The sequence below is a fragment of the Pseudomonas sp. MUP55 genome (assembly GCF_034043515.1).
Classification (GTDB): domain Bacteria; phylum Pseudomonadota; class Gammaproteobacteria; order Pseudomonadales; family Pseudomonadaceae; genus Aquipseudomonas.
The window spans coordinates 1411705-1437028 of the sequence record NZ_CP138214.1 but is presented as its reverse complement, the minus strand read 5'-3'; the positions used below and the strand labels follow the sequence as shown (position 1 = coordinate 1437028).

The following is a 25324-nucleotide window of genomic DNA, read 5'->3' as shown; positions in this document are numbered from 1 at the left end:
GAACAAGGCGCCGGGCAGTTTCCGGCGCCGTTGAAAAGGAGCAGCACCATGAAAAAGATCATCCTCCTGGGCCTCACCGCCTTGCTCGGAGCCTGCCAATCCATGACCCCTGCACCCAAGGCCAGCCTCGACGGCGAAGTGTTCTACCTGCAACGCATCGCCCTGCCGCCTGCCGCCACCTTGAGCGTCAGCCTGCAGGACGTATCGCTGATGGACGCCCCCGCCGTGGTCCTGGCCGAACAGAAAGGCCCGGTCAAAGGCCAGGTACCGCTGCCGTTTCACCTGAGCTATGACCCGGCGCAGGTCAAGCCCGGCCACAGCTATTCGGTCAGCGCTCGCATCGAAGTGGATGGCAAGCTACTGTTCATCACCACTGAACGGCACGCCGTGCAGCTCAACGGCCAGGATCAACAGCCACTGCGCTTGCGCGTCGACGCTGTAGCCCACTGAATTCAACCACAAGGAAGCGCACATGCTCCGTCACCCTCTTCGCCTCACTGCCCTGTTCGCCGGCCTGCTGCTGGGCGCCAACGCCATGGCGCTGGACCTTGGCAGCCTGTCCCAGGGCGACGCCAGCGGCGGCCTCAAGGACGCCTTGACCCAGGGCGCACAGATCGCCGTGAAACAACTGGGAACGCCCGGTGGCTTCAGCAATAACCCTGAAGTGAAGATCGGCCTGCCGGGGAAGCTGGGCAAGGTCGCTGACAAGCTGAAGATGTTCGGCATGGGCGATCAGGTCACCCAGCTGGAAACCAGCATGAACAAAGCCGCGGAAACCGCCGTTACCCAGGCCCAGCCGATTCTGGTCAATGCCGTGAAAAACATGAGCGTGACCGATGCCAAAGGCATTCTCAGCGGCGGTCAGGACTCCGCCACCCAGTACCTGGACAAGAGCAGCCGCGAGCAGATCCGCGCCAAGTTCCTGCCCATCGTCAAGGCGGCCACCGACAAGGTTGGCGTGGCCCAGCAGTACAACGCCCTCGCCGGCAAGGCGGCTGCGTTTGGCGCAGTGGACGCCAAAAGCGCCAATGTTGAAAACTACGTGACCGAACAGGCGCTGGATGGCTTGTTCAAGATGATCGCGCAGCAGGAAGAGACGATTCGCCAGAATCCGGCAGCAGCCGCCACCAGCTTGGCAAAGAAGGTGTTTGGCGCGCTGTAAATCCTCGACGACACCGCTCAACTACTGCGCCAAGGCTGCTTGCAAAGGGCCTTGGCGCAGGGGTTTCAAGCCACGAAGCCTAATGACTCAACGAAAAAGCGAGTACAAAATCCTGGTGTGAGGCTGATGTTCATTGAACGTCGGATGGGACGGGTAAGGCCGACCATGATGCAGCTTGGCGGGTTGAGTATGGCCATAACGAGGTCCATGAGGGTGATGACCTGAGTAGCTATGGTCAGACCTGTACGGCTTGGAACTAACTTCTTCATGGCGCGGCAGATGGCCGCCCAGCAAGGCCCCGAGAAACGCCCCTTTGAAAGCCGCAATTGCGGTAAAAAACGACATATGAAACTCCATAAGCTCAATGAAACAGCGCCGGTCGCCCAACAGCGATACCGAGGCTGCTGCCTGTTCATCAGGCATCTCTGAGTGGAGTAGCAGCCGTGGGCGTTCCACATGGCTGCGTGGCTATTTGCTTCAGCTCGTAACCCAACTGCGCGTGGTATCGACCCATCACCCAACCTCCTTCCTGACCCTGAACCAGGCCGCGTACAACGCCGGCAGAAACAACAGGGTCAACGCGGTCGCCACAATCAGCCCGCCCATGATCGCCACCGCCATCGGCCCGAAGAACACACTGCGCGACAGGGGAATCATGGCCAGTACCGCGGCGAGTGCCGTGAGCACGATCGGCCGGAAGCGCCGCACCGTCGCTTCGATGATCGCCTGCCAGGGCGTCAACCCCGCCTTGATGTCCTGTTCGATCTGATCGACCAGGATCACCGAGTTGCGCATGATCATCCCCGACAGCGCGATGGTGCCGAGCATCGCCACGAAACCAAAGGGTTGACGAAATACCAGCAGGAACAGGGTCACGCCGATCAAGCCCAAGGGTGCCGTCAGAAACACCATCGCGGTGCGTGAGAAGCTGCGCAGTTGCAACATCAGCAAGGTCAGCACCACCACGATGAACAATGGCACGCCGGCTTTCACCGAGTTCTGGCCGCGCGCCGAGTCTTCGACGGTACCACCGACTTCCAGCAAATAGCCGTCAGGCAACTCGGCGCGCACGCCTTCGAGGGTCGGCAGGATCTGCTGGACCAGCGTGGCAGGTTGCTCCTTGCCGTAGATATCGGCGCGCACGATCACCGTAGGCAGGCGGTTACGGTGCCAGATGATGCCTTCTTCAAAGCCATACTCAAGGGTGGCAATCTGCGACAGCGCCACACTTTTACCGTTATCGGTCGGCACGGCCAGGCTGGACAGCCGCGACAATTCGGTGCGCTCATGGACGGTGCCGCGCAGGAGAATTTCGATCAACTCGTTATCTTCGCGGTACTGGCTGACCGTGGAGCCGGTCAGGGAGCTTTGCAGGAACTTCGACAGGTTGGCGGTGCTTACGCCCAGCGCGCGGGCGCGGTCCTGGTCGATATTCAGGTAGACGATTTTGCTCGGTTCTTCCCAGTCCAGATGCACATTGACCACGTGAGCATTTTCGCGAACCTTGATCGCGACTTTGCGCGCCAGGGCGCGGACTTCTTCGATGTGCTCACCGGTCACGCGAAACTGCACGGGGTAGCCCACGGGTGGGCCGTTTTCCAGGCGGGTAACGCGCGAACGCAGGTCGGGAAACTGTTCGTTCAGCGTTTCGATCAGCCAGGTGCGCAGGCTTTCGCGTTCTTCGATGGTGGGTGCCAACACCACAAATTGCGCAAAGCTGGCGGCCGGCAGTTGCTGGTCGAGGGGCAGGTAGAAACGCGGCGAACCGGTGCCCACATAGGCCACGTAGTTATCGATGCCGGCGTGTCCCTTGAGCAGGGTTTCGAGGCGTTTGACTTGCTCGGCCGTGTTGCTCAACGACGCGCCTTCGGCCAGTTTCAGGTCGACCATCAATTCCAGGCGACCCGAGGCCGGGAAGAACTGTTGCGGCACGAAACGAAACAGCCCAACCGAGCCGATAAACAGCAGCAGGGTCAGGACGATCACCGTCTTGCGCCGTTGCACGCACCACTCCACCAGACGCCTGACACGCTGGTAGAAGGGCGTGCCGTAGGGATCAGGCCGATCCGAGCCGTGTTTGGCGGCATGAATCTTCGCCAGGTCCGGCAGCAGCTTTTCGCCCAGGTAAGGCACAAATACCACTGCGGCGACCCATGAGGCCAGCAATGCAATGGTCACCACCTGAAAGATCGAACGGGTGTACTCACCGGTACTCGATTGCGCCGTGGCAATCGGCAAGAAGCCCGCAGCGGTGATCAACGTACCGGTGAGCATTGGGAATGCGGTACTGGTCCAGGCGAAACTCGCGGCCTTGAGCCGGTCGTACCCCTGCTCCATTTTGATCGCCATCATTTCCACGGCGATGATCGCGTCATCGACCAGCAGGCCCAGGGCCAATACCAGCGCGCCCAGGGAAATCTTGTGCAGGCCGATGCCGAGGTAATACATGGTGGCGAAGGTCATCGCCAGCACCAGCGGAATCGCCAGGGCCACCACCATGCCGGTGCGTACGCCCAGGGAAAAGAAGCTCACCAGCAACACAATCGCCAACGCTTCAGCCAGCACCTGGACGAATTCGCCGACACTGGTTTTCACCGCTGCCGGTTGGTCCGAGACCTTGCGCAGCTCCATGCCTGCCGGAAGATTCTTCTGCAATCGTGCGAATTCGTTTTCCAGCGCCTTGCCCAGCACCAGGATGTCGCCGCCATCACGCATGGCCACGGCCAGTCCGATAGCGTCAGCCCCCATGAAACGCATGCGCGGTGCCGGTGGGTCGTTGAAGCCCCGGTGAATCTCGGCCACATCGCCAATGCGGAAGGTGCGTTCCGCAACCCGAATAGGAAAGTTGCGAATCTCTTCCACGGTCTTGAAATTGCCGGATACCCGCAACTGCACCCGTTCGGTCGGGGTTTCAAAGAAACCGGCGGTCGACACCGCGTTCTGCTCCTGCAAGGCCTGCTGCACAGCGGCCAATGGCAGGCCGAGGGTGGCGAGCTTGAGGTTGGACAGTTCGATCCAGATTTTTTCGTCCTGCAGGCCAAGCAGCTCGACCTTGCCCACATCCGGCACCCGTTGCAGCTGAATCTGGATACGGTCGGCGTAGTCCTTGAGCACGGCGTAGTCGAAACCGTCACCAGTCAAGGCGTAGATATTGCCGAACGTGGTGCCGAACTCATCGTTGAAAAACGGCCCCTGGATATCCGGCGGCAAGGTCTGGCGAATATCGCTGATCTTCTTGCGCACCTGGTACCACAGCTCGGGAATCTGCGCCGAGTGCATGGAGTCGCGAGCAATGAAGGTGACTTGAGACTCACCTGGGCGCGAAAACGAGACGATGCGCTCGTACTCGCCCGTTTCCATCAGCTTTTTCTCGATGCGCTCGGTGACCTGACGTGAGACTTCCTGGGCCGTGGCGCCCGGCCAGTTGGTCTTGATCACCATGGCCTTGAAGGTAAAGGGCGGGTCTTCGCTTTGCCCCAGCTTGGTGTAGGACAAGGTGCCGACCACCGCCAGCAGGATCATCAGGAACAGTACGATCTGGCGATTACGCAACGCCCATTCGGAAAGATTGAAACCCATCGGGGACTACTCCTTCGCCGCCAGATTCACCACGCGGTTGGTGCGATCCACCGGCCGCACTTGCTGGCCCTCATGCAGCACGTGCACACCCGCGGCGATCACCCAGTCAGTGGGCGCCAGGCCTTCGAGTACCGGCACGGTCTTCTCGCCAAACGCGCCGACGCGCACGGGTGTGCGCTTGAGGGTATTGTCGGGTGCCACGCGCCAGACGTAGGACGCGCCGTCCTGCGCACTGAGGGCCGACAGCGGCACCGACAGGGCAATCACGCCGTCGGCCTGTATGAATACGCGGGCACTCTGGCCGAGCTCCGCCGCCGTTTTGCCCCCCGTGAAAGCCACCCGTGCGGCGAAGGTGCGCGACTTCGGATCGGCGGCGGGCGAGAGTTCGCGGATGCGCCCGGCAAAGCGTTGATCCGGCTGGCTCCACAGCTCAACCGACACCGGCTGGCCGACCTTGAAGCGAGCGAAACCTTGCTCGGGCAGGCTGATCAATACTTCACGCTCGCCATCGGTGGCCAGGGTGAACACGGTCTGGCCCGCGGAGACGACCTGGCCCACTTCCACCGCACGCTTGGCGACGACGCCGTCCTGGGGGGCGCGCAGCACAGCGTAGCCGGCCTGGTTGCTGGACACCTCGAACTCAGCCTTGATCTGCTTGAGGCGTGCAACACCTGATCGATAAAGATTTTCGGAATTGTCGTACTGGGACCGGCTGACCATCTGACGGTCCATCAGGGTCTTGTAGCGGTCACGTTCGGCACGCACCAGGCTCAGGTTGGCATCGGCGGCGGCTACTTGGGCACGGGTGGCTTCCAGCTGCAGGCGCACATCCTGTGGGTCGAGCTCTGCCAGTGGCTGGTTGGCCTTGACCCGCTCGCCCTCCTCCACCAGGCGCTTGCTGACTTTGCCAGCGATGCGAAAGGCCAGGTCCGGCTCATAACGGGCGCGCACTTCGCCCGGGTAGCTGTCCATTGCCTGCGCCGAAGGCTGGGGTTGCACCACCATGGCCGGGCGGACGGTGGTTTGAGCCGCTTCCTCGTGGCCGCAAGCGGCTAACAGGAAAACCAGACTGACAGGCAACGCAAAGGGCAGGAAAGTGCTGCGCATGCTGTAGGACCTTTCGCAAATGAAGCTAGGAATTATTATACTGGCCGGTATGTTATTAATACCAAACTCACCAGTCCAGTATTAAAGGTGAAAATGTCCGACAATCCTGTAAACACCAATAGCCCCGGGCGCCCCAAGGACATGGCAAAACGCCAGGCGATTCTCGAAGCCGCGAAAATTCTGTTTTTGAGCAATGGCTATGCAAGCACCAGCATGGACGCCGTGGCGCTGGAAGCGGGCGTGTCGAAACTGACCGTCTACAGCCACTTCACGGACAAGGAAACCCTGTTCACTGCCGCCGTCGTCGCCAAGTGCGAGGAACAGTTGCCGGTCATGTACTTCGAGCTGCCAGAAGCCATGCCTGTGCACACCGTACTGCTGAACATCGCACGCGGGTTCCATCGGCTGATCAACAGCGAGGAATCGGTGAACCTGCATCGCCTGATGATGACCACCGGCAATCAGGACGTGAAACTTTCACAGATCTTCTTTGAAGCAGGGCCGATGCGCATGCTGCAGGGCATGGAGCGTCTGCTCGGCCGGATCGATCAGACTGGCGCGTTGAGCATCGACAAGCCCTTCAAGGCAGCCGAGCACTTCTTTTGTCTGCTCAAAGGCACGGCGAACTTTCGCCTGCTGTATGGCTGCGGCGGGCAATTGAGCGAGGCGGACGCCGAAGCGCATGTGCAGGAGGTGGTGGGCTTGTTCATGCGGGCTTACCGTCCATGAAGCCTTGCGCCGCCTGGGCTGGCGCTATCGCGGCAAGTTAACCCGCTGCCAGATCGTTGCCAGATCGTTCCCACGCTCCCGCGTGGGAATGCCGCCCGTGACGCTCTGCGTCACCTGTAAATCTGCAGCGGTTGGCGCGACGCGGAGCGTCGCAGGCTGCATTCCCACGCGGAGCGTGGGAACGATCAAGCTTGCAGCTTGCAGCTTAAGGCTTGAGTGCTTTCTTAGGATAAATGTCATAGCGACTGGACTTGCCGTCCAGCGCATGGCTCGGCTTGGGCCCCTCGATGCACGGCGCCTTGCGCGGGCGCTTGACCACCACACGGTGGCTGGCCAAGGCCAGGGCGGCCGCCAACAGTGCCGGTGCGTCCGGGTCATCCCCCACCAGCGGCCGGAACAGGCGCATTTCCTTCTTCACCAATGCCGTTTTCTCACGATGCGGGAACATCGGGTCAAGATAGATCACCTGCGGCGGCTCGCCCTGCCAATTGAGCATCACGTCGATGGAGTTGCCCTTGAGCAGCTTCATCCGCGCCACGATCGGCGCCACTTCGAAATCCTGTGCAGCGCGCGCCAGGCCGTCTTCAAGCAAGGCGCCGATCAGCGGCTGACGCTCGATCAGGCTCATGTCACACCCCAGGCTGGCCAGCACAAAAGCGTCCTTGCCAAGACCCGCCGTGGCGTCGAGCACGCGCGGGCGAACGCCTTGGGCGATGCCCACAGCCTTGGCGATCATCTGCCCACTGCCGCCGCCGTACAATCTCCGGTGCGCCGCGCCGCCTTCGATAAAGTCGACCCGTACCGGCCCCGGCGCGTCAGGCCCGAGCTGTTGCAGCTGCAGGCCTTGTTCTCCGACTTGCAGGGAAAAATCCGCTTCATCGAGTTGTAAAGGCAAGCCAAGCAGCGCCGCCCACTGCTCGGCGCGGGCCTGGAATCCTTCGGCCAAAGCCTCGACCCGAATGCGGCTGGCCGCTGGTTGTTCGCTCATCAATCGCTACGCTCAAAAATATTAAGGATCGGCAAACCGCGGCCGATAAAAACAACAGTCAGGTATTTTGCCAGAGCTGAGCGTCGACCGAGAAAAATGTCAGACATTCTCCCCCTAACCATCGGTGTACTGCCGACCCACAACCACTACGGCCTGCGCAATACTCAAGCGCTGGCCGGGGTGAGCCATGTGTGGCAGGACTTCTTCGCCCGCGCCCTGGCCGAGCAGCTCGGCGCCACGCCGGGCGCGCTTGCCGCCACGGCGCCTGCAGCGAAAGATCCGGCGGTGGAGCCCAGCGAAGGCGCCGATCTGTTGGCGCAGATCCTCACCCAGCGTGGGTGCGACGTGAAAGACACCGAGATCGCCCCGCCTGAACCGCTGTTCCTGCCGATCGCCGAATTCGAGACTGACTTGCTGCCACCCGCAGCAGCGCCCTTCCCTGATGAAGACATCATCGCCCAGCAACGCCAGCAGCATTTCGAAAGCGGCTGGGTACGGCCGATTGTCCTGAATGCAGGCCACCCCGTGGCTGAACCCGGCCCGGCACCACAGCCGCGCCCTCTGCATCTGCCGATTGCCGAGTTCGAACTCGACTTGCTGCCACCGGCAGCGACCCCGTTCACCGAGCAGGATCTGGCGCAGCAGCAAAAGGCCCTGGATTTTGACTATTATTGGGCACGCCCGCTGATCGCCAACAACCTGCGCCTGGCCGCCTGACCCTTAGCGACACACCCACCAGCGGCCCATATCCAGATGGAAATGGTTGCGGTGCGCAGCGTTATAGTCGGGGCTCAACACCACGTTGAAGGTGTTACACGCACCGTCGCGCAGCTGACGCAAAAACCGTGCGTCACTGCCCTCCCCCGGCCAATCCTTGAGCACACTGATACGGCGTCCATCGGCCAGGCGAAACCCGGCGATATCCAGTGCATTGGCCGAGGCGTGCTGGCTGAGTCGGCCTTCGGCGCGGTTGTAGATAGTGCGACAGGCGAAACTGCCCAGGTGATCGACTCGCGTCACCGCCTGGCCGTACATCGCCTGAGCGGCCGGTTGCAAGCTGTGGCGCTCGAACAAGGCAAATGCCACGGCCAATGGGCAACTGGCCAGAAAGCTGCTGCTCAAGCCAACCTCTGCGCTTTGTACCCTTAGCGTGTTGCGCAACGGGCAGGCGGCGTCGGTGGGCGAGTCTGCCTGACGGCTGACGCGCAACCCCGAAGTTTTCAGCACTTGATCGCACAGAACCGGATCATCCTGCAGCCGCCCCAGCTTGTAGCGCGTCAACAGGTTGGGACTGGCGCGCACATCCAGCGGCGCCCAGGGGTTCCACTCATCCGGGAACGGCACCCAGCCCCGCCATACGCCCACGGCGACAGCACCGCCAAGCAACAGCAAGGCACCGATAAAGCTCATCGACCGCACGGCCTAGCCCTTGAAGAATCGGTTGGCCTGCTCGAACGACATCTTGCGTTCGGTAAAGGTAAAGGTGCCCAGCCCGTAGACCTCCTGCGCGGCCCGATAGAACTCGCCATAGGCCGCCAGCGCCAGGGCCGAGCCCACGCTGATGCGACGCACGCCCAGCTCGCTCAGCTGCGCGACGCTGAGATTCAAGCCACCGGACATCAACACATTCACCGGCTTGGGCGCGACTGCCTTGACCACCGCCAACACCTCTTCGGCACTGCGCAGGCCCGGCGCATACAGCACATCGGCTCCCGCCTCGGCATAGGCTTGCAGGCGGCGAATGGTGTCGGGCAAATCCAGGCGACCCTGCAGCAGGTTTTCTGCGCGCGCCGTCAACGTAAAGGGAAAGCCCAGGCTGCGGGCGGCAGCGACGGCAGCCTCGACGCGCTCGACGGCCAGGTCAAAGGGGTAGATCGGATCGACGGCAACGCCCGTGGCGTCTTCGATGGAGCCGCCGACGATACCGGTGGCGGCGGCACGCAGGATGGTCTGGGCGCAGCCATCGGGGGTGTCGCTGAAGCCGTTTTCCAAGTCAGCGGCGACCGGCAGCGACGTTGCTCGGGCGATGGCGCCGGCATTGCCCAGGGTATCTTCCAGCGACAGCGCGCCTTCGGCATCCGGCCGCCCCAGGCTGAACGCAAAGCCCGCGCTGGTGGTGGCCAACGCTTCGAAGCCAAGGCTGGCAAGCATGATGGCTGACCCCGCATCCCAAGGATTGGGCATGACAAAGGCACGGTCCCGCTCATGCAGAGCTTTGAAGGTTTCGGCGCGAAGGGTTTGGGCATCCATGACGGGTTCCAGGCGGGAAAAGGAGCCTCAGAGTAACCCCAATTGCTCCGCGACGGGTTCTCGATGCAAGGTCGGCAACGGCGCGAGCCCGGGCAAACGCGCCATCAGTTGGTCGTGGAAGCGCAAGGCCAGTTGGGCGGCGAGACGGTTGTCCGAGGTGTGCAGGAACATGTATGGAGTGCGCCCCTCTTCGATCCAGGCGCCGATCTTTTCGACCCACGGCGCCAGGAACGGGTCGTTGGCTTCAAGCTCCGGATGCCCGATAAAGCGCACCTGGGGGAATTGAGTCAAGGCTGCCGGGCGCGGCGGCACCCTGGGTTTTCTTGATTGGGCATGCAGTACCGCAGCCGAGGTGGAGGTGCAACTGAACAGGGCGCGCGGATCGAGGCAGATACGCTCCACGCCGCGGTCACGCAACAGGCGATTGAGCATGCGCTCGGCGTCGCCTTTGGCGAAGAACTCATCGTGACGGACTTCGACCGCCAGCGGACGATCAATGCCATCCAGGAACCCGGCCAGTTCGCCGAGGCGTTGCGGCGTAAAGCCCTTCGACAGCTGCAGCCACAGCGGCGAAACGCGCTCGCCCAGAGGGCTCATCAACCCGACGAAACTTTCCGCCGCCGGCAACTGCTCACGCAAGTCGCCGGCATGGCTGATATCACCGGGGAACTTGGCGGTGAATCGAAAATGCTCGGGCATGATTTCGGCCCAGCGCTGCACCGTGGCGGCCGAGGGACGTGCATAGAACGTGGTGTTGCCTTCAACCGCGTTGAAGACCTGGGAATAGAGCGCGAGGTAATCGCTGGCGCGCGCATCGACCGGGTACAGATAGTCTCGCCAAGCGTTTTCACTCCAGGACGGACAGCCGATGTAGTAAGGCAGATGCATCAGATGTGAATGTCGAGACCCAGCACTTCCATATCCCATTCGACAAAGCCGGCGGTGGTCAGGTAGCTGGCCAGGGCGGTGGCGACACTTTTGCTCATGGAGCGGGGGAAGACCATGTCTTGCTGACGGGCGGGAAGACCACTGATGCGGGCCTGGCTGCTGGCCTGCGCATCCGATTGGACCTCGATGAAGTCCGGCGAGTCCTCGACTGAATCGTCCACAGTGGCGTTTGCCTTACGCGGCTTACGCTTGATCGGGTACGACTGTGAGGAAAAGCCATCAATACGCATGGGCGCGAACTCGCTATCAGTGGTGGCATTTTAGTGGCGCAATCCGTAGCGCGCAAATGCTCTGGTGATAACTAGAACACATAATTTGTAAAAGGTTTAAAAGCCGATGCAAATTCTGACGATTGGCGATTTTTGCCGCAGATTTACTACAAATCTGGCGTCAAATAATCCCTCTCTCCGCCTTGGTCTGTGCGACTTTATCGCGCAGGTAGACGGGCGCTGCCAAATCCGCCGCAATCGCCTCGCCGCGCTCGAAAGCAAAGCGCGCAAGCGTGAGCAGATCTTGCGCATGGGGCAGCATTGCAGCGTCCTGACTCGCCGGTTGTACACCCATGCGCTCGCCATATCCCCAACCCGTGCCAGCGCCAAACCAGCCGCCGCTGGCATCAGCAGGCAAAACCGATGACTCCGGCGCCTGCACGGCTTCTGCACCCACCAGGCGCATTTCACCGGCGTTCTCGCGGTAGCAGCCCCAATAGACTTCATCCATGCGCGCATCAATCGCCGCGGCCACTTGCGAGGCGCCATGCTCACGCAGCGCACGCTGGGCCAGCACAGCGAGGTTGGAGACCGGCAATACCGGACGCTCCAACGCAAACGCCAGGCCCTGCACCACGCCAATGGCAATGCGCACGCCGGTAAACGCGCCCGGGCCACGGCCGAAAGCGATGGCGTCCACGGCCCCCAGGTGGGTGCCGGCGTCTTCCAGCAGTTGCTTGATCATCGGCAGCAGCTTCTGCGCGTGCAGGCGCGGGATCACCTCGTAGTGGCTCGTTACCTTGCCATCGTGCAGCAAGGCAACGGAGCAAGCTTCAGTCGCGGTGTCCAGGGCCAGCAGGGTGCTCATGGGTGTGGGTGTCCAAGTCGAAAAAAAGTGCGCCAGTATAAACAACAACGGCCCGCAAGCGGGCCGTTGTCAGTGCAGCCGATCAACGCATCAGCTCAGTGCTTGCAGCACCTTGGCGGTAATCGCTTCCACGGAGCCGACGCCAGGGATATGGCTGTATTTCGGCTTGCCCTGAGCAGCGGACAGCTTCTGGTAGAAATCCACCAGCGGCTTGGTCTGGGAATGGTAGACCGACAGGCGATGGCGCACGGTTTCTTCGGTATCGTCCTTGCGCTGTACCAGGTCTTCACCGGTGACATCGTCCTTGCCGGCCACTTTCGGCGGGTTGTAGACGATGTGGTACACGCGGCCCGAGCCTTCGTGAACGCGACGACCGGCAATGCGCTGGACGATCTCTTCGTCTTCAACGGCGATTTCGACCACGGCGTCCAACTCGACGCCCGCTTTCACCAGGGCTTCAGCCTGGGGAATGGTGCGAGGGAAACCGTCGAACAGGAAACCGTTCTTGCAGTCTTCCTGGCTGATGCGTTCCTTGACCAGGTTGATGATCAGGTCATCGGAGACCAGGCCGCCGCTGTCCATCACGCTCTTGGCGATCAGGCCCAGCTCGGTGCCGGCCTTGACGGCCGCACGCAGCATGTCGCCGGTGGAGATTTGTGGAATGCCGAATTTTTCAGTGATGAACTTTGCCTGAGTACCTTTACCGGCCCCGGGAGCTCCCAGCAGAATGACGCGCATCGATGTGCTCCTCAATTTTTTATAGAGATGACGCTCGGATTCGCCGCGTGGGGCCAATCTCGTAAAAATATGGTTCTGGGCCGATCAAACGGCCAAAGGCTGATCAAGATACACAGCAGGACCTCACCATACAAGCCGCCAAAAGTAGGAGAAACCCGCGCCAGGCATGCGTCAGCCAGCGGGTTTGCCTGAGCGCAACCCAGCCCCTCAAACAACGACCGCCCTGTTCAGGGCGGTCGTCGCGGTTTATCCGCAAGCTGTTGAGAACACGCGAAAAACCTCAACCGGTGTTGCGCAAACCTGCGGCAATACCGGCGACGGACACCAGCAGCGCCTGTTCCAGAGGGCTGTCTTGCGCCGCTTCGCGTTGACGCGAGCGAGCGAGCAGTTCGGCCTGCAACAGGTGCAAGGGGTCGAGGTAGGTGTTGCGCAGGCGGATGAACTCCAGGGTGTCCGGACTATGGGCCAACAGCTGCGACTGCCCGGTCAGGCCAAGCACCACGTCGCAGGCCTGCGACAATAGGTCGCGTAAATGCGCGCCCAATGGCAGCAAATCAGGCTGCACGAGGCGCTCATCATAAAGACGGGCAATGTCGGCATCGGCCTTGGCCAGCACCATCTCCAGCATGTCGATGCGCGTGCGAAAGAATGGCCACTGCTCACGCATCTGCCCCAGCAACTCACCCTCGCCGCGCTCCAGGGCCTTGCTCAATGCCGCTTCCCAGCCGAGCCAGGCGGGCAGCATCAGGCGCGTCTGGGTCCAGCCGAAGATCCAGGGAATGGCGCGCAGACTTTCAATGCCGCCGGCACGCCGCTTGGCTGGACGACTGCCCAGCGGTAAACGTCCCAGCTCCTGCTCCGGTGTGGACTGGCGGAAATATTCGACAAACTGCGGATTTTCCCGCACCACCGCGCGGTAGGCGCTGACGCCATCGGCCGCCAATTCATCCATCAGATGACGCCAGGCCGGTTCAGGCGGCGGCGGTGGCAACAACGTGGCTTCAAGTACGGCCGCCAGGTAAAGGTTGAGGTTCTGCTCGGCAATATCCGGCAGGCCAAACTTGAAGCGGATCATCTCGCCTTGTTCGGTGGTGCGGAACCGCCCCGCCACCGAGCCCGGCGGCTGCGACAGGATCGCCGCATGCGCCGGGCCACCGCCACGGCCAACCGTGCCACCACGGCCGTGGAACAACAGCAACTCCACCTGTTGCTCGCGGCAGATCTCAACCAGACGTTCCTGCGCCCGGTACTGCGCCCAGGCGGCGGCGGTGGTGCCGGCGTCCTTGGCCGAGTCCGAATAACCGATCATCACTTCCTGCGGGCCTTGCAGCCGTGCGCGATAGTCCGGCAGTTGCAGCAGCCGCTCCATCACCGGCCCGGCGTTGTCCAGGTCGGCCAGGGTTTCGAACAGCGGCACCACGCGCATGGGCCGCTGCACGCCGGACTCTTTGAGCAGCAGTTGCACCGCCAGCACATCCGACGCCGCGCCGGCCATGGAAATGACATAAGAGCCCAGCGACGCGGCAGGCGCAGCCGCGATTTCGCGGCAGGTGTTCAAGACTTCCGCGGTGTCGTCCGAAGGCTTGAAATAAGCCGGCAGCAAGGGTCGGCGATTGGTCAATTCTTCGGTCAGGAAGCCGATGCGCGTGTCTTCGTCCCAGTCTTCATAACGCCCCAGGCCCAGATAGTCGGTGATCTCGGTCATGGCCGAGGCGTGACGGGTGGAGTCCTGGCGCACATCCAGGCGCACCAGGAACAGGCCGAAGGTGACGGCGCGGCGCAGGCAGTCGAGCAACGGGCCATCGGCAATCACGCCCATGCCGCACTCATGCAGCGATTGATAGCACAGCTGCAGCGGACCGAGCAGGTCGCAATTGTCCTGCAACACCTGCGCCGGCGCCGGGGTACTGACCGTCAACGAGGCATGGGCCCACTGGCGCGTGGCGCGCAGGCGTTCGCGCAGTTGCTTGAGCACGGCGCGGTAGGGCTCGACGCTCTCCCCCACCTGGGCTTGCAACGCCGGGCTGGCCTGTTGCATCGACAGCTCGGAAGCGAGCTGGTCGACATCGCGCAGGTACAAGTCCGCCGCCATCCAGCGCGCCAGCAGCAGCACTTCGCGGGTGACCGGCGCTGTGACGTTGGGGTTGCCGTCACGGTCGCCGCCCATCCACGAGGCAAAGCGAATCGGCGCGGCCGTCAGCGGCAGACGCAAACCGGTGGCGGCATGCAAGGCCTGGTCGGCCTTGCGCAGATAATTGGGAATGGCGTGCCACAGTGAATGCTCGATCACCGCAAAGCCCCATTTGGCTTCATCTACCGGCGTGGGCCGCACGCGACGGATTTCTTCGGTGTGCCAGGCCTCGGCGATCAGTCGCTGCAAGCGTTCGCGAATCTGATCGCGCTCGGCGCTGGTGAGGTCACGGTGGTCCTGCAGCGCCAGTTGCGCGGCAATCGCATCGTATTTCTGGATCAGCGTGCGGCGCGCGACTTCGGTGGGGTGCGCGGTGAGCACCAGCTCGATCTCCAGCTGCGCCAATTGGCGGGCCAGGGATTCATCGCTGTGGCCTTCGCTTTGCAGGCGGGCCAACAACTCCGGCAACACCCGGGACTCGAAGGGTGCCGGTTGCGACTCATCGCGCCGGTGGATCAACTGGTACTGCTCGGCAATATTGGCCAGGTTGAGAAACTGGTTGAAGGCTCGCGCTACGGGCAGCAGCTCGTCTTCCTGCAGCTGATTGAGGCTCGTGCTGAGCTCATCACCCGCGTCGCGCCGGTCAGCCTTGGCGCCCTTGCGGATCTGCTCGATCTTGTCGAGAAAATCATCGCCGTACTGCTCTCGAATCGTATTGCCCAACAGTTCACCCAGCAGGTGAACATCCTCACGCAAGCGTGCATCGATATCACTCATCAGCCAATCTCCAGCCAGAAATCCGGGACGCGAATGTGTCCCAGAGTGCCGTCGGCGTCGGTTTCTGACAAGACACTTTAAACCTTGCCGCTTCCAGCTAGTCTCAACATCAAGCCGCCGCGTCATCCACACCGGCGGCTGGTCACTCATTAATTGAGGTTGCCATGAAGATTCGAGACTTGCCCCAGCATTGGGAAGAAACCGCCAAGGGTCAGCTGACCAAAACCCAATACGCGATCCATCTGGACGTAGAGGCCGCCGCCAGGCTGGCCGCCCTCGCCGAGATGTACCCCAAGCGCCACCCCGAGGAACTGCTCGGCGAACTGATCGGCGCGGCCCTTGAAGAGCTGGAAGCCAGCTTCCCCTACATCAAGGGCCAGCAAGTGATTGCCACCGATGAAGAAGGCGATCCGCTGTATGAAGACGTCGGGCCCACCCCACGATTTCTGACGTTGTCCCGCCGCCATCTGCATGATTTGTCAGCCAGCGCTGACGAACAGAAGCACTGATCACCTCTTATTGACGTCAATCCAACCCCTGTATTCCGGGCCTTTCAGCGGCTCGGAGTACCGCCGCACGCAGGGAAAGTTCCATTTTTCTGAACCTGACCATTCAGTCATATATTTTTTTAGGCAAATCGCCATCTCCGCTGAACTTTTGAAAAAAGCATCCGGTCACAGCCAGTAAGCCATCACTTGGAACGATCGTTTGAAATGGCGTCATGTGCTTTGGCACCGGGCCCGCAAACGAACACCAAGATGGATTTTGATGTATTTCAGGAGTTAACCAATGGAGTTGAAGACGATGAAGACCAGCACTGCCAAATCCTCGTTTAACCACCTGCGCGGGCTTAAATTGGCCGCGCTGGCAATCGGCACCAGCTTCATCCTGGCTGGTTGCGCCGGCAACCCGCCCACCGAGCAGTACGCAGTGACCCAATCAGCGGTCAACAGCGCGGTCAGCGCCGGCGGCACCGAGTTCGCAGCCGTGGAAATGAAGTCGGCTCAGGACAAGCTCAAAGAAGCCGAAATCGCCATGCATGACAAGAACTACGACAAAGCTCGTCAGTTGGCCGAACAAGCCGAGTGGGACGCTCGCGTTGCTGAGCGTAAAGCCCAGGCTGCCAAGGCCGAGCAAGCGGTGAAGGATTCTCAGAAAGCAGTTGACGAGTTGCGTAAGGAAGGCATGCGCCCGGCGGCTATCCAGCAGAAGTAAGCCGCTGCCCCTTGATTGCATCGCACCTGACTATCGAATTGAAAGGACGACACGACTATGCGTAAACAACTGATGATCCCTGCCCTGTTGGCGATGAGCGTTGCCTTGGCAGCCTGCTCCACCCCGCCGAACGCGAACCTGGAAAACGCACGGACCAACTTCACGGCCCTGCAAACCAACCCGCAGGCCACCAAGCTGGCCGCGCTGGAAACCAAAGACGCCAGCGAGTGGCTGGACAAGGCAGACAAGGCCTACCGCGACAAGGAAGACGAGAAGAAAGTCGACCAATTGGCCTACCTGACCAACCAGCGTGTGGAAGTCGCCAAAGACACCATCTCGCTGCGTGAGTCCGAAGCCAAGCTGAAAAACGCTGGCGACGAACGTGCCCGCGCCCTGCTCGACGCCCGTGACGCACAGATCAAGCAGCTGCAAGACAGCCTGAACGCCAAGCAAACCGATCGCGGCACCCTGGTGACCTTCGGTGACGTGCTGTTCGCCACCAACAAGTCCGACCTGAAGTCCAGCGGCCTGGTGAACATCACCAAGCTGGCTCAGTTCCTGCGCGACAACCCGGACCGTAAAGTGATCGTCGAAGGCTACACCGACAGCACCGGGTCCGACTCGTACAACCAGAGCCTGTCCGAGCGTCGTGCGGCTTCCGTACAGCGTGCACTGGCACAGCAAGGCGTGGACATCTCGCGCATCGTGACCCAGGGCTACGGCAAGGAATACCCGGTTGCCGATAACGGCAGCGTATCGGGCCGCGCCATGAACCGCCGCGTTGAAGTGACCATCTCCAACGACAACCAGCCAGTCAAGCCACGTTCTTCCGTCGCTAACTGATTGATCGAAGCTGCATGAAAAAACCCACCTTACGGTGGGTTTTTTTTCGGCTCACCAAACTGAATGGTGCGGTGGGTATCGTCGGCAGGCATTTCGATTCTGGGTCCATAAGCGTTTTGCGACAGCTTATGCATCAGTTGCTTGAGTTCATCATCCTCAGCGTCTCGGCGCTCCAGCGCCTGTTGCCCCCTGGCCATGTCCAGCATGTTACGTATTGCAGCAACTGTTATCGCCACATTCTTGGCCCCGCTTTGTGTAAATTACATCGCTGTGTGTGGCGTGTGGCGCAATACGGTTCCAGATATTTGCGTGATCGCTGGCAGATCGTTTGATTCATGGCCAAAAACCGCCAGTGCAGGCGGTTTCAATGGGGCAGTCAGCCGCCGACCGGGTCTTAAAGCTGTGCGGATAACGGTACTTTCCCACGCCAGGCAGGCCAACGCTCACTGCTGCAGTTGCGGGGTTTCCTGCCCGATGCAACGCACCGCCTGCTTCTTGTTGTTCACCAGAACGCCGCTCAGGCCCTTCTGGTCGGTATCGAACATCACCAACACGCCATCTACGCATTGCGCCACTTGAGCGGCCGGGGTCAGTGAAACTTTGTAGTCCTCGCCCGGCACGGTCTTGAGCATGGTGAAATCGCTGAGCAACAGCGCATCTTCCGGCTTGGCGAAGTGCAGGTAGCCGTAGTACCACAAGCAACCGACAGTACCGATAATGGTGCCGATGCCAGTGAGAATCAGCGGGATCATATTGCGCTCTTCACTCATTGCGGGGTCTCTGATGGGGCAGCTTTGGGAACGGGATAATTCGGAATCTCGCCGAGACGACGCAGGCCGTTGAAATGCAGCGGGTCATCCAGGTAACGCAGCATCACGGTTTGCCAGGTCTTGTCGGCGAACGTCTGCACATGCCCACCTCGGGTCAGTTGCAACACCCTGGGGGGTGGCGCCGCCTGGTACAGGCGGATGCCGTTGGACATGGGCACGATCGGATCATCCAGGCTGTGAAACAGTAACTTGGGCACGCCTGTCAGTCGGGGCATGGCGTTGACCGCGCTGTCGGCGTCCGGCACCAGCCAGGACAGGGGCACCTGGAACGGCCAGGTTAACCAGGAAGTGCTCAGGGCGAATTGTCCTACGTCACGATAACTGGCGGGCACGCCATCCAGTACCAGGGCCTTGAGCTGGGACTGGCGCTCGGGGTGAGCCGCCAGATAATGCACCGCCAACGCGCCGCCCAGGCTCTGACCAAGCACGATCAGCGGCTGACCGCGGACTTCGGGCGCCTTGTCCAGCCAACTGAAGGCGGCGTCCACGTCCTGATAGATGGCCGGCAAGGACGGCTTGCCTTCGGAGAGCCCATAGCCGCGGTAGTCCAGCAACAGGACCTGATAGCCCTGCTCCGGCAACCACCAACTGCCGCCCAGATGCCAGGCCAGGTTGCCGCCGTTGCCGTGCAGGTGCAGCACCGTGCCTTTGACGGGCACACCGGGCTTGGCCGGCAACCACCAGGCGTGCAGCTTCACGCCGTCGGCGGCGGTGAGAGTGACGTCGCGGTAAGCCAGGTGGGCTTTTTCCGGCGTGAACGGCAGGCCGGGCTCGGGGTAGAACAATAACGAGCTGCAGCCGTTCAGAGTGAGGAGCAGGCAAAGAATGCCGAGGATTCTCATCCGTTGAAGCCTCGTGATGGAGATGAAATTCGGTCAGAGGATATTGGAGTAATCCGCCTCGATGCGATCCAGGCTCAAGTGATTGAGGAAGTTGGAAAAGCACATCCATGCCGCCAGTGCGTTCATGTCACGGAACTGTTCGGGCAAGTATTTGGGTGGCACTACCAGGCCTTCATCGACCAGTTGGCGCAAGGTGCGCATGTCTTCGAGCGTGGTCTTGCCGCAGAACAACAGCGGTACTTGTTCCAGTTTGCCCTTGCGCACGGCCAGCTGGATGTAGTTGTAGACCATGATGAAGCCCTTGAGATAGGACAGATCCTTGGTAAACGGCAGGCCATTGGGCACCGAGCCACGGAACACCCGGCTGGCGTTGCCATAGCTTTCCGCCATTTCAAAGCCCTGCTCGCGGAAGAACTCGAACACCTGCAGGAAGTCAGCGCCCTCCTCCACCATATGAATGGCGCGGGTACGGTTGGTCAGCTTGCGCAGCCGGCTGGGGTAGGAGGCGAACGTGATGATTTCCATCAGGATCGCCAGGCCTTCCTGGGTCACGGTGGAGGACGGTGGCCCCTTGGACAGGAACGTGCAGATCGGCTGGTTCTGGCCATTGAGGGTGGTGCCCACATGCACCAGGCCCTCGTGCACCTCCAGCGCGCGGACGTCACGCTCGTTGAACATCGCGTCAGCGCGGATCTTGATATAGTCGGCGCCCGCCGCCGCGTCGGCGACGATGCCATCGGATTCGAACACACGGATCGTTTCTTCGGCCTCGCCGAACACCTTGTTCAAGCGCGTTTGCAGCAAGGCGACGGCGTCCTTGGCGGTCAAGGTCTTGGCTTCGTCCTTGAGGTCGCCACGGCCGTCGATGTTGTTCAGATAGTCCGAGAGCATCAGGCCCAGGTCGGCCAGGGTCGGGTCGCCGGCGTGGAAGGCGTCGGAAGCGGCGCCGTAGAGCTCCTGGGAGATCAGGCCGAAATCCTCGGTGCCACGGGCTTCGAGCATACGCACGACCATGCGGTACTCACGGCACATGCGGCGCATGATCTGCCCCACCGGGCTGAACTGGCCGAGGCGACGGGTGATGTCGCGCTCGATGTTCTGGAATTCCAGCTTGACCGCGCTGGAGTCGAACGACAACGGTCGGTTCAGGTAGTAATCGCGGTCCACGGCAGGCATGGCCTTGCCCTTGGCCTTGAGAAAGCCCTGACGGATGTTCTCGTCCCACTTCACGGCGTCGAGGACGCGGATCGGCGTTTGCGCCAGCACAATGCGATCGGACAAGCTGCGTATCGTCTGCTGGTAATCGTCCACCCGGTGCTTCCTCTTAAAACGTGGCCTTTATCGAACATGCGTGGTGGTCAGACCGAGGCCAGCACCAGGTGCATGTAGCGCTTGAGTATTTCCAGCATCTCGTCACCGGTCAGAGGCTCTGCGCCGCCCAACAGGCCCTGATATTCCATCCGACCGATAATCGCCGTCAACACCTTGGCATCCTGTTGCGGCTCGCGGGAGCCCAATACCTGGAAAAACTGCCCGGTACCCTGCAACAGAATCTGTTGGTGGGAGCGTACCAGTTCGGCAAGTCGCGGGTTCAACAAGGCTTCCTGGCGGAAGGCCTGCTCGGCCATCAGGTAGTCGCGACGGTTGGTCAGTTGCCGCTGTACATAGTCGGCGGTCAGCCGCGCAATGTCATCGGCCAGCTGCGAGCGCGACACCGGGCTGCCGTCACCGTAGGCAACCATCTCGCGCAGCAGGCCTTCGTTGCGCACCCACAGCTTGCCCATGAAGGCCGCGCTGCGTTCGACGTATTGGGCGAAGGTGTCGGTGAGCAGGTCGTCGATGTCTTTGAAGTAATAGGTGGTCGCCGACAGCGGTACGCCGGCCTCCGCCGCCACGGCACGATGGCGCACGGCCCGCACGCCATCGCGGACGACGATGCGCATGGCCGCATCGAGAATGTCTTGCCGGCGCTGTTCACTGCCCCGGCGGCTGGCCTTGCGGCCTTGGTACTGGACGCTATCAGCCACCGAGGCGGCAACGGAAGAAGGGGAATAGAGTTGCAAGCTTCAAGCTCCAAGCGGCAAGTAAAAGCGGGCATGGAAAGCTTGCAGCTTGCGGCTTGAAGCTTTCTCCAAGTCAAAAAAAAGCCGCCTTGCTAAGAAGGCGGCTGCTTTTATGCTTGTGGCCGCATATGCGGGAACAGGATCACATCGCGGATCGACGGCGAATTGGTCAGCAGCATCACCAGGCGGTCGATGCCGATACCTTCACCGGCGGTTGGCGGCATGCCGTATTCCAGAGCACGTACGAAGTCGGCGTCGTAGTGCATGGCCTCGTCATCACCGGCGTCCTTGTCGGCCACCTGGGCCATGAAGCGCTCGGCCTGGTCTTCCGCATCGTTGAGCTCGGAGTAGGCGTTGGCGATTTCGCGGCCACCGATGAACAGCTCGAAACGGTCGGTGACGTTCGGGTTGTCGTCGTTGCGACGGGCCAGTGGCGACACTTCGAACGGGTACTGGGTAATGAAGTGCGGCTGTTCCAGCTTGTGCTCCACCAGCTCTTCGAAAATCATCACCTGCAGTTTGCCCAGGCCTTCGAAGCCCAGCACCTTGGCGCCGGCTTTCTTGGCGATGGCACGGGCCTTGTCGATGTCGTTCAGATCATCGGCGGTCAGCTCGGGGTTGTACTTGAGGATCGAATCGAACACCGACAGGCGCACGAACGGCTCGCCGAAGTGGAACACCTTGTCGCCGTAGGGCACGTCGGTGCTGCCCAGCACCAACTGCGCCAGCTCGCGGAACAGCTCTTCGGTGAGGTCCATGTTGTCTTCGTAGTCGGCGTAGGCCTGGTAGAACTCCAACATGGTGAATTCAGGGTTGTGACGGGTCGAGACACCTTCGTTACGGAAGTTGCGGTTGATCTCGAAGACTTTTTCGAAGCCGCCTACCACCAGGCGCTTGAGGTACAGCTCCGGCGCGATGCGCAGGAACATTGGCAGGTCCAGTGCATTGTGGTGGGTTTCGAACGGCTTGGCTGCAGCACCACCGGGGATGGTCTGCAGCATCGGCGTTTCCACTTCGAGAAAGTCACGCTGCATCAGGAAGCTGCGGATGTGAGCGATGACTTGCGAGCGCACGCGGAAGGTCTGACGCACGTCTTCGTTGACGATCAGGTCAACGTAGCGCTGGCGGTAGCGCTGTTCGGTGTCGGTCAGGCCATGGTGCTTGTCCGGCAGCGGGCGCAGCGACTTGGTCAGCAGGCGCACGTTGGTCATCTCGACGTACAGGTCGCCCTTGCCGGAACGGGCCAGGGTGCCTTCAGCTGCGATGATGTCACCCATGTCCCAGGTTTTCACCGAGGCCAGGGTTTCTTCGGAAAGGGTCTTGCGGTTGACGTAGACCTGAATACGCCCGGTCATGTCCTGGATCACCATGAACGAGCCACGGTTGAGCATGATTCGACCCGCCACCTTGACCGGGATCGCCAGCTCCGCCAGCTCTTCCTTGGTCTTGTCCGCGTACTGTTTCTGCAGGGCATCGCAGTAGTTGTCGCGGCGGAAGTCGTTGGGGAAGGCGTTACCCTTGGCGCGCTCGGCAGCAAGCTTTTCCTTGCGCAGGGCGATCAGGGAGTTTTCTTCCTGTTGCAGGGCTTGCGGGTCGAGTTGTTGGTCGCTCATGTCTTTTGAAATTCCATCACAGATACGTTTTCCCCAGCCTTCGGCTGGGGATCGCGAGGCAAGGACTAGGCGTCCCCCCCGCTCCTACAGGTTCTTTAGAGGCCCGATTTCAGGCTGGCTTCCAGGTATTCGTCGATATCGCCGTCGAGCACCTTGTCGCAGTCGCTGCGTTCGATGTTAGTGCGCAAATCCTTGATGCGCGACGCATCGAGCACATAAGAACGGATTTGATGACCCCAGCCGATGTCCGACTTGGTGTCTTCCAGCGCCTGGGAAGCGGCGTTGCGCTTCTGCATTTCCTGCTCGTACAACTTGGCCCGCAGCATTTTCATGGCGGTGTCCTTGTTCGCGTGCTGGGAACGCTCGTTCTGGCAGCTGACCACGGTGTTGGTCGGTACGTGGGTAATACGCACGGCCGAGTCGGTGGTGTTTACGTGCTGACCACCCGCACCGGAGGAGCGGTAGGTGTCGATACGCAGGTCGGCCGGGTTGATCTCGATTTCCACCTTGTCGTCGATCTCTGGCGAGACGAAAACAGCGGAAAAAGAGGTATGGCGACGGTTGCCGGAGTCGAACGGGCTCTTGCGCACCAGGCGGTGCACGCCGATCTCGGTACGCAACCAGCCAAAGGCGTATTCACCCTTGATATGCACGGTCGCGCCCTTGATGCCAGCGACTTCACCGGCCGACAGCTCCATGATGGTCGCGTCGAAGCCGCGTTTGTCGGCCCAGCGCAGGTACATGCGCAGCAGGATGTTGGCCCAGTCCTGGGCCTCGGTACCACCGGAGCCGGCCTGGATGTCCAGGTAGGCGTTGTTCGGGTCCATTTCATGGCTGAACATGCGGCGGAATTCAAGCTTGGCGAGGTTTTCCTCGAGACGGGCCAGCTCGGCGACGACATCGCCCACTGCGCCTTCGTCATCTTCTTCGACGGCCATGTCCAGCAGGTCGCGGCAGTCGGCCAGGCCGGTGTTCAGTTCGTCGAGCGTGTCGACGATCTGCGCCAGCGCAGCGCGCTCGCGGCCCAGTTCCTGGGCATATTCAGGTTTGTTCCAGACGCTCGGATCTTCAAGCTCGCGATTGACTTCGGTCAGACGCTCATGCTTTTGATCGTAGTCAAAGATACCCCCGAATAGTTTCGGAGCGCTCGGACAGGTCCTTGATGGTGTTAAGGATCGGGTTGATTTCCATGGCGGGCAGCACTCGTTGGCGAACTTTTGAAAGCCGGCGAGTATACCGGCAAACGGCTGGAAACGGCAGTCCGCCTGGTCGAAAAGGCAGGGATTTGTACACAATCCCAAGCCCCATGAAGATCAAATGTGGGAGGGGGCTTGCCCCCGATTGCGGTATGTCAGCTAAGGATAAACTGACTGACAGACTGCCATCGGGGGCAAGCCCCCTCCCACATTTGGCTTTGAACCAGCCTTGAGTTATTCGATGCCGACCTGATTGCGCCCATTGTGCTTGGCGGTATACAGGCCTTTGTCCGCCGCCATGATCAACTGGCGGCAATCGGTGCCTTGCACCGGCGTCAGGGTCGACAAGCCGATGCTGATGGTCAGGCTCGCCCCTTCGGTCGGCGCGATATGCGGGATTTTCAGCGCGGCCACGGCCATGCGCAGTTTCTCGGCGACCAGTCGCGCACCGCCCGGCGAGGTATTGGGCAGCACCAGCGCGAACTCTTCGCCGCCGTAGCGCGCCGGCAGGTCCGAGGGACGGCTGCTGGCTTCGCGGATGGTGGCGGCGACCTTGCGCAGGGCTTCGTCGCCTTCGACGTGACCGAAGCTGTCGTTGAATGTCTTGAAGAAATCCACGTCGATCATCAGCAAGGAGAGCTGGGTCTGATCGCGCATGGCACGACGCCATTCCAGTTCCAGGTATTCATCGAAGTGCCGGCGATTGGACAGCCCGGTCAAGCCGTCGGAGTTCATCAGCCGTTGCAGCACCAGGTTGGTGTCCAGCAATTGCTGCTGGCTGACCCGCAGCGCGCGGTAAGCCGCGTCCCGCTGCAGCAGGGTCATGTAGGAGCGTGAGTGATAGCGAATACGCGCCACCAGTTCGATATTGTCCGGCAGCTTGACCAGGTAATCGTTGGCCCCGGCCGCAAACGCTGCACTCTTGATCAGCGGATCCTCCTTGGTGGACAGCACGATGATCGGGATGTTGGCCGTAGCCGGGTGATTGCGGTACTCACGCACCAGGGTCAGGCCGTCGAGGCCGGGCATGACCAGGTCTTGCAGAATCACCGTGGGCTTGATGCGAATCGCCTGGGCGATCGCCTGGTGCGGGTCGGCGCAAAAGTGGAAGTCGATGTTTTCTTCGTGGGCCAGGCCGCGCCGCACGGCTTCGCCGATCATGGCCTGGTCGTCGACCAGCAACACCATGGCGGCGTTTTCGTCGGTCTTGAAGTCGTCGAGCTGTAAATCATTCAT

Annotated in this window: 25 protein-coding genes; 7 read left to right on the top strand and 18 right to left on the bottom strand. The window is 61.2% G+C overall.

What is annotated here, in order from left to right:
* Positions 1 to 48: 48 nt before the first annotated feature.
* Together SC318_RS06400 and SC318_RS06395 are read left to right on the top strand one after the other, a co-directional pair.
* Positions 49 to 450 (top strand): YbaY family lipoprotein, encoded by a 402-nt coding sequence (locus SC318_RS06400; RefSeq protein ID WP_320430097.1) that lies wholly within the window; start codon positions 49 to 51, stop codon positions 448 to 450.
* A gap of 22 nt (positions 451 to 472) precedes the next feature.
* Positions 473 to 1162, top strand: a complete 690-nt coding sequence (locus tag SC318_RS06395; RefSeq protein ID WP_320430096.1) for a DUF4197 domain-containing protein — start codon at positions 473 to 475, stop codon at positions 1160 to 1162.
* 513 nt (positions 1163 to 1675) lie between these two features.
* On the opposite strand, the gene SC318_RS06390 is transcribed toward SC318_RS06395, so the two are convergent.
* Both SC318_RS06390 and SC318_RS06385 read right to left on the bottom strand, forming a co-directional pair.
* On the bottom strand, positions 1676 to 4741 hold the full coding sequence (locus SC318_RS06390; protein WP_320430095.1) for an efflux RND transporter permease subunit: 3066 nt from the start codon (positions 4739 to 4741) through the stop codon (positions 1676 to 1678).
* Between the two features lie 6 nt (positions 4742 to 4747).
* The gene (locus tag SC318_RS06385; RefSeq protein ID WP_320430094.1) at positions 4748 to 5848 is read right to left on the bottom strand and encodes an efflux RND transporter periplasmic adaptor subunit; all 1101 of its coding nucleotides are present in this window, start codon (positions 5846 to 5848) and stop codon (positions 4748 to 4750) included.
* A 93-nt stretch (positions 5849 to 5941) separates the two neighbouring features.
* Here SC318_RS06385 and SC318_RS06380 point away from each other — a divergent pair, with 93 nt between their 5' ends.
* Positions 5942 to 6577 (top strand): TetR/AcrR family transcriptional regulator, encoded by a 636-nt coding sequence (locus SC318_RS06380; RefSeq protein WP_320430093.1) that lies wholly within the window; start codon positions 5942 to 5944, stop codon positions 6575 to 6577.
* A gap of 205 nt (positions 6578 to 6782) precedes the next feature.
* Here SC318_RS06380 and SC318_RS06375 read toward each other — a convergent pair whose 3' ends face one another.
* Positions 6783 to 7565, bottom strand: a complete 783-nt coding sequence (locus SC318_RS06375; RefSeq protein WP_320430092.1) for a class I SAM-dependent methyltransferase — start codon at positions 7563 to 7565, stop codon at positions 6783 to 6785.
* 96 nt (positions 7566 to 7661) lie between these two features.
* Between SC318_RS06375 and SC318_RS06370 the strand changes: the two genes are divergently transcribed.
* A complete protein-coding gene (locus tag SC318_RS06370; protein ID WP_320430091.1) occupies positions 7662 to 8282 on the top strand; it encodes an energy transducer TonB in 621 nt (206 codons plus the stop codon).
* 3 nt (positions 8283 to 8285) lie between these two features.
* Here the strand turns inward: SC318_RS06370 and SC318_RS06365 are convergent, their stop codons facing one another.
* The 7 genes from SC318_RS06365 to ppc form a co-directional block, all read right to left on the bottom strand.
* Entirely contained in the window at positions 8286 to 8975 is a 690-nt protein-coding gene (locus SC318_RS06365) for an extensin-like domain-containing protein (protein WP_413817611.1), read from the bottom strand.
* Between the two features lie 12 nt (positions 8976 to 8987).
* Entirely contained in the window at positions 8988 to 9815 is an 828-nt protein-coding gene (locus SC318_RS06360; protein WP_320430089.1) for an isocitrate lyase/PEP mutase family protein, read from the bottom strand.
* A gap of 27 nt (positions 9816 to 9842) precedes the next feature.
* Positions 9843 to 10703 (bottom strand): DUF72 domain-containing protein, encoded by an 861-nt coding sequence (locus SC318_RS06355; protein ID WP_320430088.1) that lies wholly within the window; start codon positions 10701 to 10703, stop codon positions 9843 to 9845.
* Positions 10703 to 10993, bottom strand: coding sequence for a hypothetical protein (locus tag SC318_RS06350; RefSeq protein ID WP_078823495.1), 291 nt, complete (start codon positions 10991 to 10993; stop codon positions 10703 to 10705). Before SC318_RS06350 ends, SC318_RS06355 begins: the two co-directional genes overlap by 1 nt.
* A gap of 160 nt (positions 10994 to 11153) precedes the next feature.
* Positions 11154 to 11840 carry a tRNA (adenosine(37)-N6)-threonylcarbamoyltransferase complex dimerization subunit type 1 TsaB gene (gene tsaB / locus SC318_RS06345; protein WP_320430087.1) on the bottom strand — a complete coding sequence of 229 codons (687 nt, stop codon included), beginning with the start codon at positions 11838 to 11840 and terminating at the stop codon, positions 11154 to 11156.
* A gap of 90 nt (positions 11841 to 11930) precedes the next feature.
* A complete protein-coding gene (gene adk, locus SC318_RS06340; protein ID WP_124369856.1) occupies positions 11931 to 12578 on the bottom strand; it encodes an adenylate kinase in 648 nt (215 codons plus the stop codon).
* A gap of 280 nt (positions 12579 to 12858) precedes the next feature.
* Positions 12859 to 15486, bottom strand: a complete 2628-nt coding sequence (ppc, locus tag SC318_RS06335) for a phosphoenolpyruvate carboxylase (protein ID WP_320430086.1) — start codon at positions 15484 to 15486, stop codon at positions 12859 to 12861.
* Positions 15487 to 15650: 164 nt separating this feature from the next.
* On the opposite strand from ppc, the gene SC318_RS06330 reads away from it, so the two are divergent.
* The 3 genes from SC318_RS06330 to SC318_RS06320 all read left to right on the top strand — a co-directional run bounded on the left by SC318_RS06330 (position 15651) and on the right by SC318_RS06320 (position 17544).
* Positions 15651 to 15995 carry a pilin assembly protein gene (locus SC318_RS06330; RefSeq protein ID WP_306491885.1) on the top strand — a complete coding sequence of 115 codons (345 nt, stop codon included), beginning with the start codon at positions 15651 to 15653 and terminating at the stop codon, positions 15993 to 15995.
* 280 nt (positions 15996 to 16275) lie between these two features.
* Positions 16276 to 16701, top strand: a complete 426-nt coding sequence (locus SC318_RS06325; RefSeq protein WP_124385418.1) for a DUF4398 domain-containing protein — start codon at positions 16276 to 16278, stop codon at positions 16699 to 16701.
* Between the two features lie 57 nt (positions 16702 to 16758).
* A complete protein-coding gene (locus SC318_RS06320; RefSeq protein WP_104501912.1) occupies positions 16759 to 17544 on the top strand; it encodes a lipotoxin F family OmpA-related lipoprotein LptF in 786 nt (261 codons plus the stop codon).
* A 29-nt stretch (positions 17545 to 17573) separates the two neighbouring features.
* Here SC318_RS06320 and SC318_RS06315 read toward each other — a convergent pair whose 3' ends face one another.
* From SC318_RS06315 to SC318_RS06280, 8 genes are all read right to left on the bottom strand, one after another.
* Positions 17574 to 17750 carry a hypothetical protein gene (locus SC318_RS06315; protein ID WP_320430085.1) on the bottom strand — a complete coding sequence of 59 codons (177 nt, stop codon included), beginning with the start codon at positions 17748 to 17750 and terminating at the stop codon, positions 17574 to 17576.
* A gap of 237 nt (positions 17751 to 17987) precedes the next feature.
* Positions 17988 to 18314 carry a PA3694 family proteiin gene (locus SC318_RS06310; protein WP_320430084.1) on the bottom strand — a complete coding sequence of 109 codons (327 nt, stop codon included), beginning with the start codon at positions 18312 to 18314 and terminating at the stop codon, positions 17988 to 17990.
* Positions 18311 to 19216 carry an alpha/beta hydrolase gene (locus tag SC318_RS06305; RefSeq protein ID WP_320430083.1) on the bottom strand — a complete coding sequence of 302 codons (906 nt, stop codon included), beginning with the start codon at positions 19214 to 19216 and terminating at the stop codon, positions 18311 to 18313. Before SC318_RS06305 ends, SC318_RS06310 begins: the two co-directional genes overlap by 4 nt.
* Positions 19217 to 19249: 33 nt before the next feature.
* Complete coding sequence (locus SC318_RS06300) at positions 19250 to 20527, bottom strand: flavohemoglobin expression-modulating QEGLA motif protein (RefSeq protein WP_320430082.1); 1278 nt, start codon at positions 20525 to 20527, stop codon at positions 19250 to 19252.
* A 47-nt stretch (positions 20528 to 20574) separates the two neighbouring features.
* A complete protein-coding gene (locus SC318_RS06295; RefSeq protein WP_320430081.1) occupies positions 20575 to 21279 on the bottom strand; it encodes a TetR/AcrR family transcriptional regulator in 705 nt (234 codons plus the stop codon).
* 110 nt (positions 21280 to 21389) lie between these two features.
* Positions 21390 to 22892, bottom strand: coding sequence for a lysine--tRNA ligase (lysS, locus tag SC318_RS06290; protein ID WP_124385414.1), 1503 nt, complete (start codon positions 22890 to 22892; stop codon positions 21390 to 21392).
* Between the two features lie 95 nt (positions 22893 to 22987).
* Positions 22988 to 24083 (bottom strand): peptide chain release factor 2 gene (gene prfB, locus SC318_RS06285; RefSeq protein ID WP_100226016.1). Its coding sequence is split into 2 segments (ribosomal slippage): positions 22988 to 24010 and positions 24012 to 24083, totalling 1095 coding nucleotides; the frame shifts between segments, so codons are not numbered across the junction.
* A gap of 239 nt (positions 24084 to 24322) precedes the next feature.
* Positions 24323 to 25324, bottom strand: coding sequence for a diguanylate cyclase (locus tag SC318_RS06280; RefSeq protein WP_320430080.1), 1002 nt, complete (start codon positions 25322 to 25324; stop codon positions 24323 to 24325).